Here is a 12,467-nt window from a genome sequence, read left to right as displayed (position 1 = left end):
AAGCAGGAAGATATGAGTGGGAAGCACCTGCCGAGGTCCTCCCGTCCCCTCCGCGGGGGGACCTCAGCAGGTAGCCCAAACGCGACTGACATCTGAATACGACGCCATGCAGAAATGAGCATATTGGGTCAAAGGTCAACCTACAATCACATCAATCTGGATAACTGACAGGAGAAGGTTGATGAATGGTTCTGGGGACGCCGGACTCCGCGATATCGACTTGCGTCGACTCCGAATGTTTGTCGTCGTCATGGAAGCTCCGAGCCTTCGCGTCGCGGCCGACACCCTGTTCATCAGCCAGCAGGCGTTGTCGTCGGCGATTCGTGAACTCGAGCGGCAGTTGGGTGTCGAGCTGTTCTCCCGGTCGCGCCGCAGCCTGACGCCGACGCCGGCCGGGGAGGCGCTCTACCGCGGCGCGGTGCCGCTGCTGGCCGGTGGCGAACAGCTCGCCACCCAGGTCAGGCGCGTCAATTCCGGGTCGCCGGCACCGTTCGTCATCGGCCACGCACCAGACCTCGCGTCGTCGGAGGTGTTCCGCATCATCGAACCCGTCGTCCTCGCCGACCCCTCGATACCGATCACGGTGCGCCCGGTGTTCGCCGACTTCATGCGAGACGAGTTGCTGTCGGGCTCGATCGATCTGGCACTGGGCCGCGGTGTGGCGGCGCCCCCGGACATGGCGACGACGATCGCGACCCAGCACGAACTCCGGCTCGCGGTGCGCAGTGATCACCCGCTCGCCGCGCACGCTCACGTCGACATGGCCGACCTCGCCGACTACGAGATCGTCGTGTGGGGCCCCGAGCACGAATACGAGTACACCGACATCCTCGTCGGACTGTGTCGGCGTGCGGGATTCGAACCGCGGATCATCCTGTCGACGCTCCTGGGTACGCCACCGCACACCGCGGTGATCGCACACCCGAAAGCCTGCGCGTTCGTCACCAACGAACCCGGCTGGATCTATGCGAACTCCATCCGCATCATCGAATTCACCGATCCGCCGCTCGCCCCCGTCCGGGCGATGTGGCTGCCCAACACCGCGTCGACGCTACGCCGACAGATCCTGGCCGCGGCGGAAGGTGTTGTGTGAGAGCGGAAGGGTGTGGACCTCAGTGACGCTCCAGGATCGCGGCGAGGTCGGCACCGTCGGCAAGCGCGCCGTACTCGAAGCTGCGGTCGGGACCCAGCCGGCTGGCGATGAAGGCGTCGGCGACGGCGGACGGACTGTGCCGCACCAGCAGTGACGCCTCGAGCGCCAGGGCCATCGCCTCGACGGTCGACCGGGCCCTGCGCTGGGCGTCGGCCGGGCCGAGGCGCGACAGTTCGCCGAGCTGGTCGCGGAGCCGGTCCAGGTGGGCGTCGAGAGTGCGGTCGGCGCCGCGGGCGAGTGACACCTCGGCATCGAAGGCGGCCACCGACTCCGGTTCGCGGGTCATCGCGCGCAGGACGTCGAGGGCGATGACGTTTCCGGAGCCTTCCCACACGGCCATCACCGGCTGTTCGCGGTAGCGCATGGCGAGCGGGAAGTCCTCGGTGTATCCGTTGCCGCCCAGGCATTCCAGCGCCTCGTAGGCGTGGTGGGGTCCGCGCTTGCAGATCCAGTACTTGGCGACGGCGGTCGCGAGCCGGCGGAAGGCCCGTTCCTGGGGATCGGCATCCTCGTCGTGGGCGCGTGCCAGCCGGATCGCGGTGGTGGTCGCGGCCTCCGATTCCAGTGCGAGATCGGCCAATACGGCGGTCATCGCCGGCTGGTCGGCCAGCGTCGCGCCGAAGGCGGCGCGGTGGCGGGCGTGCCACACGGCCTCGGCGACCGCCTGCCGCATGCCGGCCGCCGAACCGAGGACGCAGTCGAGCCGCGTCTGCGCGACCATCTCGATGATCGTGCGCACGCCGCGTCCCGGTTCGCCGACCATCACGGCGACGGTGCCGTCGAGTTCGATCTCGCTCGAGGCGTTGGACTTGTTGCCGAGCTTGTCCTTGAGTCGCTGGATGCGGAAGACGTTGCGGGTCCCGTCGGGCAGTATCCGTGGGAGAAGGAAGCACGAAAGTCCCTCGCCGCCAGCGCCTTGCGCTTGGGCGAGGACGAGGAATGCGTCGGACATCGGCGCCGAACAGAACCACTTGTGCCCGGTGAGGAGGTACTCGGCGCCCTGTCCGCCGGTCCCGGCGGGGACGGCGACCGTGGTGTTGGCGCGGACGTCGGAGCCACCTTGCTTCTCCGTCATCGACATACCGAATATCGCCGACTCCTTGGTGGCGCTCAGATCGGGGGAGTAGCTGCGGGACAACGCCTTCGGCACCCAGCTCGCGGCGACGTCGGGCTGGAGTTCGAGCGAGGGGATGACCGCATGGGTCATCGACACCGGACAGGCGTGGCCCGGTTCGATCTGACCGAACAGCATGAAGGCCGCCGCGCGGACGACGTGCGACCCGGGCTGCGGGTCGGCCCAGCAACGGGTATGGGCACCGTGCGCGATGGAGGCGGAGATGATCCGGTGATATGCCGGGTGGTACTCGACCTCGTCGATGCGGTGGCCCCAGCGATCGAACGTCCGCAGTACGGGGGTGACGGTGTTGGCGAGATGGGCGTCGTGCTTGAAGGATTCGCTGCCGACGAGCGCACCGATCTCGCGGAGCTCGGCGTCGCCCCAGGCGCCGTCGTGGCGGGCGACCGCCTCGGTCAGGACGGTGTCGAGTTCGTATTCGTTGACGTCCACCCGCGGCGCGGACTGGTTGAACACCTCGTGGGTGAGGTGGGGTTGCGGATGGATGTGCGTTGCGGACTGGGACATCATGCCTCCTGGGACGTGGGTACGAGTGGCCGATCCAGAACCCGGTCCGGGATCTGCAGGTTCGTGAAGATCACCGCGACCGCGTCCTCGAGCCGATAGCCGAAATCGGCTCCGGTGGCGGCCTTCTGGACTGCGAGACCGAAGATCGCGGACCAGAACGCCTTCGCCTCGACGTCGATCCCCGCGCGCAGCTTCCAGCCGGTGCGCACGAGCGTCGACATCAGCGCCTGTTCGCCGCGTTCGTGGAGCGTGCGCAGCGTGTCGGTGATGTGCTCGCGCAGGTCGGTCCGACGCGCCGTCAGCAGCATGGCGGTGGTGAACAATTCGACGTCCCGCGCGCAGGGGCCGAGCAAGGTGCCGACGAGCGTGTTGGTGTAGTCGCGAACGGTCGTCGTTCCGGCGGCGGCTTCCTCGGCTCGACGCCCGGCGCGCAGCACGCCGACGCAGGCGACCTCGACGAACAGCTGTTCCTTGGAACCGAAGTAGTACGTCACCTGGTTCGGGTAGGCGTCGGCTCGCTGACAGATCTGGGCGACCGATGCCGTCTCCCCCTGTTCGGCGAAGACCTCGGCAGCGGCACGCAGCAGGGTCTGGCGGGTCGCCTTGCCCGCTTCCCGGCTAGCGCGTCCGGAGGTCGCCACAGCATCCTGCCTGGTCGAAGTAGATGTTTGTATGACAAACAATAAACACCCACGAGGGCGACGGCAAGGGCTGATCGCCGACGGGTCAGCGGGTTTCGCTCCCAAGTCGTCGGGAACCCGCCCTGACGAAGTCGCCTGCGTCGATGAGTACGGACCGCCCCGCCGCGGACGGCGGGCTGAAGTGGAAGAAACTGCTCGGCGTGATCATGGACGACCCTGGGAAGATCCGGATGGACGAACGAGAGAACCCGACGATCCAGCAGCCCACCAACGCGATCATCAAGATCGCCGCAACCTCCGTGCGTGGGTCGGACCTGTGGCAGTATCGCGGCATCGAAGACGTCGACGGCCGTCGAGGCTGAACGTGTCCAGTACGTCGACCGCGCAGTCTGCGACGTCGACGACGCGGTGAGCCGACGATCAGCCGGAAGCGCGGCCGGTCACCAGCCCGGACAGGACCGCTTCCAGGCGGTCACTTCGAACGGGAAGAGAGCAAGGCGCCCACTTCTTCGGTACCGCCCAGACGGGTGATGGTCAGGGCTTCATCGTCGAGGTGCTCGGCAAAATCTCGCTGGTAGGACGCTCGAACGAGCCTCCGCGCCTGGCCGACAGCCGACGTCTGCCGATCGAGAAGCAGGGACACAACACCGTCGACGTCGGAGGCGAGTTCGTCCAGCTCCACGACCGTATCCACGAGGCCCCACGCGAGTGCGGTCGACGCATCGATACGTTCGTTGAGAACGAGCATCTGAAGCGCCCGCCGCATGCCGATCACGCGGGGGAGGCTGATCGACACCCCGCAATCCGGTGACAACCCGATCGTCGAGTACGCAGCTACGTAAGAGCTGGCGGGAGTGGCGGCCACGTAGTCGGCTGCAAGTAGAAGGCCGAGCCCGGCGCCCGCAACCGGTCCCTGGATTGCGGCGACTATCGGGACGGGCAGCTCGTCGAGTGCGATGAGTGAACGGTGTATGGACCCCGCGAGGTCTGCGAGGAACCGCGGGCGGTCCGACGCCGCCGCCATTGCCCGTACGTCGCCGCCCGCGCAGAAGATCTTTCCGGTCGAAGACAGACGGATGACCCGTACGTCGGCATTCTCGCGGATCGACGTGATCGCCTGGGCGAGGCCGTCGGCGACCTCGAGATCGAGTGCATTGCCCGCGGATGGCCGGTTGAGTTCGATGGACGCAACACCTCGTTCGTCCACTCCGAAGATGACCGAACTCATGCCCACTCCATCCAGAAGTCCAGTTCCAGCTCCACGTCGCCGGGTACGACTCGATAGCCCGAGAAATCGGTCACACCGTCACCGGCCAGGACCTCGTCATCGATGAAGCACTGTCCGGTGACGAGGTCGGAGGGCTTGGTGATGATGCTGATCGCTGCATCGGCCATGATGTCCGGCGTTCGGCTACGCGAGACGAGTTCCTCGCTCAAGATGTTGCGAACAGCGGCCGTGTTGATGGTCGTTCGCGGCCACAGGGAATTCACGGCGATACCGTCGCCGGCGAGCTCGGCGGCAAGTCCGATGGTTACGAGGGACATCGAGAATTTCGAGATCGTGTACGCAGTCCCTATGTCCGCGAACCATTTCGGTTCGAGATTGAGCGGCGGCGACAGGGTCAGGACGTGCGGGTTGGCCGATCGCCGTAGATGCGGGATGGCGGTCTTCGTCAGGAGAAAGGCGCCGCGCGCGTTGATGTCTTGCATGAGGTCGTACTTCTTCATGCTGATATCTGCAGTCGGTGTCAGATCGAGCGCGCTGGCGTTGTTCACGACGATGTCGATGCCACCGAATTGTTCGACCGTGCGCGCGACGGCGTCGGCCACCGACTCGTCGTCCCTGATGTCACCGACAAGTGGCAGCGCCTTGCCGCCGGCCGACTCGATCGCAGCAGCCGCGGTGTAGATGGTGCCGGGCAGCTTCGGGTGCGGCTCGGTCGTTTTCGCGATCAGGGCCACGTTGGCTCCTCGACGGGCCGCCTGGATTGCGATCGCCTCGCCGATGCCTCGGCTGCCGCCTGACATGATCAGGGTGCGGCCTTCCAGTGATCTGTCCTCGGGTTCAGTCTGCACGACTGGTCCTTTCAGGAAGGGGCGCCACATTCAGGCGCGATGGAAAGTGGTGATTCTCAATGTATTCCAGGAACTACACGAGAAGATCCGGCCCGGAGGGTTCCCCGGGCGCGAGTGCTCCGGACGGCGCTGCGCCGATGACCGGATCGGATCAGGTCTGAGAGTTCAGTCGAACTCGATCCCGATGCGGCCGCTCTTCGGGGTCGCCTGACAGGTCAGCAGGTAGCCGTCGTCGATGTCCTCGGGTTCCAGTGCGATCCCGTTGCCGTGGTCTACTTCCCCGGCGGTCAGGCGTGCCACACACGACCCGCAGTCCCCTTCGCGACACGAGTACGGGGCGTCGACATCCGAGGCGAGGAGCGCGTCGAGCAGGACGGTGTCCGTGCCGCACCGGACGGTTCGGACGTCTCCGTCGATGGTGACGGTGATCTCCGATGCACCGGAGCCCTCGTGGTCGGCAGTGTCCAGCGTGAACGGATCGCCGGTCAACGACACATATCGCTCGACGTGAACCTGGTCGTGGTGGATGCCGTGTTCCCGCAGGGTGTGCTCGACGAGGTCCATGAAAGGTGCTGGGCCACAGATGAATGCTTCGCCCGTACCGACTGCGTCGGTGAGGACCCCGCTGACCGCATCCGCGGTGGGAAGACCCCGCTCGGTCTCGAGCCAGTGGTTCACGGTCAGTCGCGCGGGATGACGAGCTGTCAGTTCGTCGATCGCGCTCGCGAAGATGGTCGACTCATGGTCGCGGTTGGCGTAGAACAACACCACGTCGGTGTCGTGCTCCGCCAGTGCCGAACGCAGTATCGACATCACCGGGGTCACCCCGCTGCCGGCCGCGAAGAGGTACAGCGGTCCTTCCCAGGACCGTGGCGTGAAGACGCCCGACGGTGGGAGGATATGCAGCACCAATCCCGGTTCGGCGTTGTCGCACAACCAGTTCGACCCGTAGCCGTCGCGGGTTCGTTTGACGGTGATCGCCGGGGAAGCGTCGACGTTCGGGGCCGTGGACAGGGAGTAGCTGCGGGCGACGAGGCCGGTGCGGTCACTGGGAATACGGACGGTGATGAACTGTCCGGGCCGGTAGTCGGTGCCGTCGGGGAAGTTTAGCACGATCGTGCGGGCCTCCGGGGTCTCGTCGATGACCGCGGTGACGGTCACGTCGATGCCGAGGGTCCGTGCGACGGGAGAGATGGTCGATTGGGTCATGTGGTGGTCCTGGAGATGAGGGGAATCGCTCGGTACCACAGTTCGCCGAGTGCGGTGCCGAGCGCTTCGAGTCGTTCTCGTCGAGGCGTGCTGGTCGGCAGGCCGACATGGATGTAGGCCATCTGTTCGGTGGCACATCCCAGCGTCTCCGCGAGCAGGTTGGTGTCACAGCTTTCAATCGCGCCGCTCGCGACGAGGCGTTCCAGCCAACGTTCGGTGCGTTTGACGAAGTCGCCACGAAGGTTGAGCCACAACTGTTTGAATCCCGGATTCTCGCTGGCCGCGGCGGCCTCGCGGAGCAGGCGCAGCATGTGGCGGCTACGGGCGTAGGCCTGTAGATATGTCGTGTTGACCTCGATCAGCGATTCCAACTCACCGTGGGTTCGGTCGGGCCGCAGCCGGGCGGTGGCCAGTTCCTGCAGCGACGGCCGGAGAGCCGCGAGGAAGATGTCGTCCAGGCCTACGAAGTGGCGGTAGAAGTTGCCTTGAGAAACGTTGGCGCGGTGGGTGATGTCCGAGATGCGGGTGCGGGTGTATCCGTACTCGGTGAAGCACTCGGTGGCCGCCTTCACCAGCTTGTCGCGGGTCTGTTCACCGCGCTTGTTGGCGCGTTTGGTCGAGACCGCTGTCTCGTCGAGCAGTCCGGCCGCCGAATAGGCCGCGTTGATCCCGTCATGCTCGCGTGTGTCCGGGCCGGTCTCGGTACTCATCGGGTCGCTCCTTCCAGCGACCGTGCTGCCTGTAGTGCCTTCAGCGGATGGCCATCCGGCATGGTGTCGGGGAGGAACGACAGCAGTTCGTCGAGATACTCGTCGCTGGTGTCCCCGGAGTTCAGTGCGTCGCCTGCGTAGACCTTTCCGGTCGAACCGTCGACGGTGACCGTCTGTCCCGCCAAGGTCTGCGAGAGGCCGATCCCACAGCCGACGACGCACGGCACGCCGATCTCGCGGCACACCAGTGCGGCATGAGACGTGGTTCCGCCGACCTCCGTGACCACGGCGACGGAGTCGAACATCGCCGGGACATCGGCCGGGGAGGTCGATGGGCGCACGAGGACCACGCGTTCGCCCTCGGCGGCCGCGATGCAGGCGGCGTCGGTGTCCGTGTAGACGACGCCGACGGCGGCTCCCGGTCCTGCGCCCGTGCCCGAGGCGAGCAGTTCGGCGCCCGCGTCGGCCGAGTTGTGCTGGGCGAGGGCCTCGGCCTGCTCTGCACTGATGCGCGAGACGGCCTCCTCACGGCTGATGAGGCCCTCACGGACCAGATCGACGGCGATGCGCACCGCCGCACGTGCAGACCGCTTGCCCGATCGACATTGCAGCATGTAGAGCGTGCCGCTCTCGACGGTGAACTCGATGTCGACCAGATCGCGATGCTCGGCTTCCAGAGTGGCCGAGATCGCACTCAGATCCTGGTGCAACTGCGGGGAGTGAACCTGGAACTGATCGATCGTCTGCGGAGTGCGTTCTCCGGAGACCACGTCCTCTCCCTGTGCTTGCGAAAGCCATTCGCCGAATAGCTGAGGGTCGCCGGTGGCCGGGTCGCGGCTGAAGATCACACCGGTACCGGACTGCTCGTCGCGATTCCCGAACACCATGGCCTGCACGGTCACCGCGGTGCCACCGCCCTCGCCGAGTCCGTGGTGGCGGCGATACGCAGTGACCCGCTCATTGGTCCACGAGCGGAACACCGCGCCGATGGCCTCGCGCAACTGGTCGTGCGGATCGACGGGCGGTGCGGACGCGGCGTCACCGAGAACGACCTCGCCGTATCCCGCGCAGAACCGCGCCCAGGTGTCGCGCGCCCAGTCGTGGTCCCCGGTCGCCTCGGCGAGGTCGGCGGTCAGCTGCTCGGTCAGCCCCAGGTTGAGGACGGTGTCCATCATCCCGGGCATGCTCTGCGCGGCACCCGAACGCACCGACACAAGAAGGGGAAACGGTCCGGCACCGAAGGTCTTTCCGGTCTGCTGTTCGAGGACGTGCAGTTGATTGACGACCTCGTCCCACACCTCGTCGGGGAGTTGGCCTCCGTTGTCGTGGAACCGTGCACAGACCGGCGTGGTGATGGCGAAGGCGGGCGGGACCGGCAGCCCGAGCGACCGCATGCGGTTGACGCTGTAGGCCTTGCCTCCCAGTAACTCCCGGTCGGCCGGAGCGGTCCCGTCCAGTGCCAGGACAGCGGGTGTGTTCATCAGAGTGGTCCTTTCACTCGGTGGTGTCGACCCGAGCTCGAGGCTGGGACAGAGGAGTGGGGAGGGCTGCTGAACGCAGCGCGGTGAGTCCGCCTTCGACGGGGACGTCGATGCCGTTGACCCAGTCTGCAGCAGGGCTGAGCAGGAAGTCGATCACCGACGCCGATTCCGCGGCGGTGCCATGGCGGCCGACCATCGATGCCGATCGTGCAATGGCGTCGACGCCCATGGACTGTTCGAAGTCGGTGAGGATCGGGGTTTCGGTGGGTCCGGGACTGACCGACAGCGCGCGGATACCTCGGGCCTGCAGAGACGCCGACAAGGCGATGGTCCAATCCACGACAGCACGCTTGGACGTGTCGTAGGCCGCCGGGCCGTCGAGCTGTGTCCGGTCCAGCCATTCACGTAGCTCGTCGCGGTCGCGGACCTCGAGGAGTCCGACGATATCGTCGTGTCCCAGGGTGTTCCGGTGTGCCGCGATCGAGGCCACGTTGACGACCGCACCTCCTGACATCCGTTCGAGCACAGCGAATGTCAGCGCCCGCAGGCCCAGGGTGTTCACCGCCAGGACGGTCTCGGCCGGCGCGGTGCCCGGCACGCCGGCGACGTTGGCCAATGCGTCGACGTGGTCGGGTAGATCCAGTGCGGCGATGGCCGCCAGGTCGGACAGGTCGCACCGGAGGGAGTGTGCGCGATCGTCCGGGCAGGCGGCTATGTCGATCGCGATGACGCGGGTGTCCGGCTCTCGGTCGAGCAACCGATTCACCAGGGCCAGACCGATTCCCGACGCGGCGCCGGTGATGACCACCGTACGTGCGATGCTGGAGGCGTCGCTCATGCCATCACCGCCGATACCTCGGTGAACTCGGCGATACCCACACTGCCGAGTTCGCGTCCGTAGCCGGAGTTCTTGACCCCACCGAAGGGGACGGTGGGCCGTTCGCGGGTACGCACCCCGTTGATCTTGACCTGGCCGACCTCGAGGTGTGTCGCGACCTCGACCGCGTGATCCCGGTCGGCGGACCACACCTCAGCGGACAGGCCGTACTGGCTGTCGTTGGCCACCTCGATCGCCTCGGCCACATCGCGGTAATACTGCACCACCAGGACCGGCCCGAAGATCTCCTCGCGCACCGCGGACGCGGAGCGGTCGAGATCACCGAAGACGATCGGGGCCACGAAGCAACGGGAGTTGCCTATGCCGAGTTGCTCTCCGGTACCGGCGATCACGCGACCACCGTTGTGCCGGGCGAGATCGATGTGGTCCAGAACTCGGCGGGCGTGCGCGGCTGATGCCAGCGGACCATGGGTGGTCTCGGGTGCGGTCGGGTCGCCGAACACGAGTTCGGCGAGCGCATCGCCGATCAGCTGCTCGATGCGGTCGGCATGCGCGGCGGGGAGCACGAGTCGCGTGGTCGCGTTGCAGGCCTGGCCGGAGTTGACCAGCCCGGAGGCCAGGATCCTCGGGACGACGGCGTCGAGGTCGGCGTCGGGCAGCACGACGGCGGGTGACTTGCCGCCGAGTTCGAGCGTGGTCCGGGCCAGTGACTCTGCGGCCGCCGCAGCGACTGCTTTTCCGCCGCGGACGCTACCGGTGAACGACACGTGGGTGATGTCCGGGTGTGACGACAACGCCTGCCCGGTCTCTGGTCCCGTACCGTTCACGATGGCGAATGCGCCTGCGGGAAGCCCGGCTTCGAGGAAGCACCGACGGACCAGTGCGGCATCGAAGGGCGTCGCCTCGGAGGGCTTGAGCACCACGGTGCAGCCGGCGGCGAAGGCGGCGGCGACCTTGGCGATGATCTGATGTACGGGCATGTTCCACGGTGTGATCGCCGCGACGACGCCGCCGGCAACGCGGCGCACGATCGCCCCGTCCACGGTCTGTTCCCAGGGAAAGCGCTCGGCAGCGTCTGCGGTGGCGCGCAGGACCGATGCAGGCAACACCTGCTGGCTGGCAGTGGACAGAGCGGTCGGCATTCCCATTTCGGAGGTCACGGTCGCCGCGATCCGGTGACCATGGTGATCGATCAGATCCGCGGTCGCACGCAACACCGTTGCCCGATGCGCCGCGCTGGTCCGGGACCATGACGGCAAGGCGGCCACGGCTGCGGCGACGGCCTCGTCGACGATGGCAGTACCGGCCTCATGGGTCGTACCGATCTCGCGGTCGGTGAACGGGTTGATCACCGGGATCGGTGCGCCATCGGCGATGACGCGGTCCTCGATCAGGGCCGCGGGACCCGCTCCGACGCCGGCGGGTGTCCCCAGCTCGCCGATAGTGCTCATCGGGTCTCTTCGATCCGGACCGGGAGCGTCTTGATGCCACGGAAGAAGTTGCTCTGCAACCGATTCGGCTGATCCATCACCTTGATGTCCAGTCCGCGCTCGATGACGTGGGTGAAGAACAGCCGTGCTTCCATCCGCGCGAGGTTCGAGCCGAGGCAGGCATGCGCGCCCCACCCGAAACCGACGTGCTCGTTGGGGAAGCGGTTGCCGACGAACGTCTCCGGGTTCTCGAAGGCGCGTTCGTCGCGATTTGCCGAGCAGAACCACATCACGACCTTGTCGCCCTCTCGGATGGTCTTGCCGTGCATCTCGATGTCGCGGGTTGCGGTGCGCCGCATGGAAAGGACTGGCGAGACCCAGCGAACCATCTCCTCGACGACCACCCGGATCTTGGCGGGGTTCTCACGCATGAAGTCCCACCACTGCGGATTCTCGGACAGGACGTTGACCCCGCCCGACAGCAGATTGCGCGTCGTCTCGTTGCCCGCGACCATCAGGATCAGGTAGTAGGCATCGAGGTAGCCACGACTGAGCGGTACACCGTCGAGTTCGGCCGCGGTCAGCACGCTGATCAGATCGTCGGCGGGGCATTCGCGGCGGAGCTTCTCCAGTCCGCGGAAGTAGTCGAAGACCTCGTCACGCGCTTTCACCGCGGTTTCGGGTCCCTCGGAGTAGTCGGGATCCTCGCTGGCCATCTGGTTCGTCCAGCGCAACAGGTTCGGGCAGTCCTCGAGCGGTGCGCCGAGGAGGCGTCCGATCATCACCAGGGGGAGCTGCGCGGCGATGGAGGCGACGAAGTCGATGTCACCGGTGCCGGTGTGGGCATCGAGGAGTTCGTCGATGACGGCGGCGATGTCCCCTTCGAGCGACTTGAGCTTCACGGGCCGCACGTGCGGGGTGACGATGCCGCGCAGCTTGCCGTGCTCGGGAGGGTCGACGTGGTGGATGCTGCGCGCCCCCTCTCCTTCGGCGCGTCGACTGGCGATCTGGGTACCCTGCGTGACAGTGAAGTCTTCGGCGTTGGAGGCCACGGCCTTGATGTCCTCGTAGCGGGTCACCGACCAGAATCCCGGGCCATCGTGTTCGGCGTTCCAGTGCAGCGGGTCCATGTCGCGCAGCTGTGCGAACAGCTCGTGGTCGACGCCCGCGGCGAAGGGGCTGAGATCCATCAGGTCGATGTTGTCAGCGATTGTCATGTCGTCTCCAAAAGACTCTGGTTTGTGACTGCACTTTCACTAAACCATAGTCTATGGTGTGTTGTGAACC

At 66.4% G+C, this 12,467-nt stretch carries 12 protein-coding genes; 2 read left to right on the top strand and 10 right to left on the bottom strand.

The features are described from left to right. Nucleotides 1–181: 181 nt before the first annotated feature. Nucleotides 182–1,093, top strand: coding sequence for a LysR family transcriptional regulator (locus tag GAA2_RS20445; RefSeq protein ID WP_024499629.1), 912 nt, complete (start codon nt 182–184; stop codon nt 1,091–1,093). A gap of 19 nt (nt 1,094–1,112) precedes the next feature. Here the strand turns inward: GAA2_RS20445 and GAA2_RS20440 are convergent, their stop codons facing one another. Together GAA2_RS20440 and GAA2_RS20435 are read right to left on the bottom strand one after the other, a co-directional pair. Then, the gene (locus GAA2_RS20440; protein WP_159405825.1) at nt 1,113–2,795 is read right to left on the bottom strand and encodes an acyl-CoA dehydrogenase family protein; all 1,683 of its coding nucleotides are present in this window, start codon (nt 2,793–2,795) and stop codon (nt 1,113–1,115) included. Beyond that, entirely contained in the window at nt 2,795–3,436 is a 642-nt protein-coding gene (locus tag GAA2_RS20435; protein WP_096274702.1) for a TetR/AcrR family transcriptional regulator C-terminal domain-containing protein, read from the bottom strand. The genes GAA2_RS20440 and GAA2_RS20435 overlap by 1 nt, the downstream gene beginning before the upstream one ends. 143 nt (nt 3,437–3,579) lie before the next feature. Between GAA2_RS20435 and GAA2_RS20430 the strand changes: the two genes are divergently transcribed. Next, on the top strand, nt 3,580–3,798 hold the full coding sequence (locus GAA2_RS20430; RefSeq protein WP_236577703.1) for a hypothetical protein: 219 nt from the start codon (nt 3,580–3,582) through the stop codon (nt 3,796–3,798). A 110-nt stretch (nt 3,799–3,908) separates the two neighbouring features. On the opposite strand, the gene GAA2_RS20425 is transcribed toward GAA2_RS20430, so the two are convergent. The 8 genes from GAA2_RS20425 to GAA2_RS20390 form a co-directional block, all read right to left on the bottom strand. Continuing rightward, entirely contained in the window at nt 3,909–4,664 is a 756-nt protein-coding gene (locus tag GAA2_RS20425) for an enoyl-CoA hydratase/isomerase family protein (RefSeq protein ID WP_159405773.1), read from the bottom strand. Next, the gene (locus tag GAA2_RS20420; RefSeq protein WP_159405774.1) at nt 4,661–5,542 is read right to left on the bottom strand and encodes an SDR family oxidoreductase; all 882 of its coding nucleotides are present in this window, start codon (nt 5,540–5,542) and stop codon (nt 4,661–4,663) included. Before GAA2_RS20420 ends, GAA2_RS20425 begins: the two co-directional genes overlap by 4 nt. Nucleotides 5,543–5,677: 135 nt before the next feature. Then, nucleotides 5,678–6,721, bottom strand: a complete 1,044-nt coding sequence (locus GAA2_RS20415; RefSeq protein ID WP_159405775.1) for a ferredoxin--NADP reductase — start codon at nt 6,719–6,721, stop codon at nt 5,678–5,680. Next, entirely contained in the window at nt 6,718–7,431 is a 714-nt protein-coding gene (locus tag GAA2_RS20410) for a TetR/AcrR family transcriptional regulator (protein WP_024499636.1), read from the bottom strand. The genes GAA2_RS20415 and GAA2_RS20410 overlap by 4 nt, the downstream gene beginning before the upstream one ends. Further along, the gene (locus GAA2_RS20405; RefSeq protein WP_024499637.1) at nt 7,428–8,912 is read right to left on the bottom strand and encodes a pyruvate, phosphate dikinase; all 1,485 of its coding nucleotides are present in this window, start codon (nt 8,910–8,912) and stop codon (nt 7,428–7,430) included. Before GAA2_RS20405 ends, GAA2_RS20410 begins: the two co-directional genes overlap by 4 nt. Before the next feature lie 13 nt (nt 8,913–8,925). After that, the gene (locus GAA2_RS20400; RefSeq protein WP_024499638.1) at nt 8,926–9,750 is read right to left on the bottom strand and encodes an SDR family oxidoreductase; all 825 of its coding nucleotides are present in this window, start codon (nt 9,748–9,750) and stop codon (nt 8,926–8,928) included. Next, complete coding sequence (locus GAA2_RS20395; RefSeq protein WP_024499639.1) at nt 9,747–11,201, bottom strand: aldehyde dehydrogenase family protein; 1,455 nt, start codon at nt 11,199–11,201, stop codon at nt 9,747–9,749. The genes GAA2_RS20400 and GAA2_RS20395 overlap by 4 nt, the downstream gene beginning before the upstream one ends. Next, entirely contained in the window at nt 11,198–12,397 is a 1,200-nt protein-coding gene (locus tag GAA2_RS20390) for a cytochrome P450 (protein ID WP_024499640.1), read from the bottom strand. The genes GAA2_RS20395 and GAA2_RS20390 overlap by 4 nt, the downstream gene beginning before the upstream one ends. Nucleotides 12,398–12,467 lie beyond the last annotated feature (70 nt).

This window comes from Gordonia ajococcus (assembly GCF_012974285.1).
GTDB lineage: Bacteria > Actinomycetota > Actinomycetes > Mycobacteriales > Mycobacteriaceae > Gordonia > Gordonia amicalis.
This window is presented reverse-complemented; position numbering and strand designations above follow the sequence as displayed.

Bases quoted from the DNA above. Each gene is read 5' to 3' on its own strand.
- GAA2_RS20425 (WP_159405773.1), bottom strand. From the start codon at position 4,664: ATGAGTTCGGTCATCTTCGGAGTGGACGAACGAGGTGTTGCGTCCATC.
- GAA2_RS20410 (WP_024499636.1), bottom strand. From the start codon at position 7,431: ATGAGTACCGAGACCGGCCCGGACACACGCGAGCATGACGGGATCAAC.
- GAA2_RS20420 (WP_159405774.1), bottom strand. From the start codon at position 5,542: ATGTGGCGCCCCTTCCTGAAAGGACCAGTCGTGCAGACTGAACCCGAG.
- GAA2_RS20400 (WP_024499638.1), bottom strand. From the start codon at position 9,750: ATGAGCGACGCCTCCAGCATCGCACGTACGGTGGTCATCACCGGCGCC.
- GAA2_RS20390 (WP_024499640.1), bottom strand. From the start codon at position 12,397: ATGACAATCGCTGACAACATCGACCTGATGGATCTCAGCCCCTTCGCC.
- GAA2_RS20415 (WP_159405775.1), bottom strand. From the start codon at position 6,721: ATGACCCAATCGACCATCTCTCCCGTCGCACGGACCCTCGGCATCGAC.
- GAA2_RS20440 (WP_159405825.1), bottom strand. From the start codon at position 2,795: ATGTCCCAGTCCGCAACGCACATCCATCCGCAACCCCACCTCACCCAC.
- GAA2_RS20445 (WP_024499629.1), top strand. From the start codon at position 182: ATGAATGGTTCTGGGGACGCCGGACTCCGCGATATCGACTTGCGTCGA.
- GAA2_RS20405 (WP_024499637.1), bottom strand. From the start codon at position 8,912: ATGAACACACCCGCTGTCCTGGCACTGGACGGGACCGCTCCGGCCGAC.
- GAA2_RS20395 (WP_024499639.1), bottom strand. From the start codon at position 11,201: ATGAGCACTATCGGCGAGCTGGGGACACCCGCCGGCGTCGGAGCGGGT.
- GAA2_RS20430 (WP_236577703.1), top strand. From the start codon at position 3,580: ATGAGTACGGACCGCCCCGCCGCGGACGGCGGGCTGAAGTGGAAGAAA.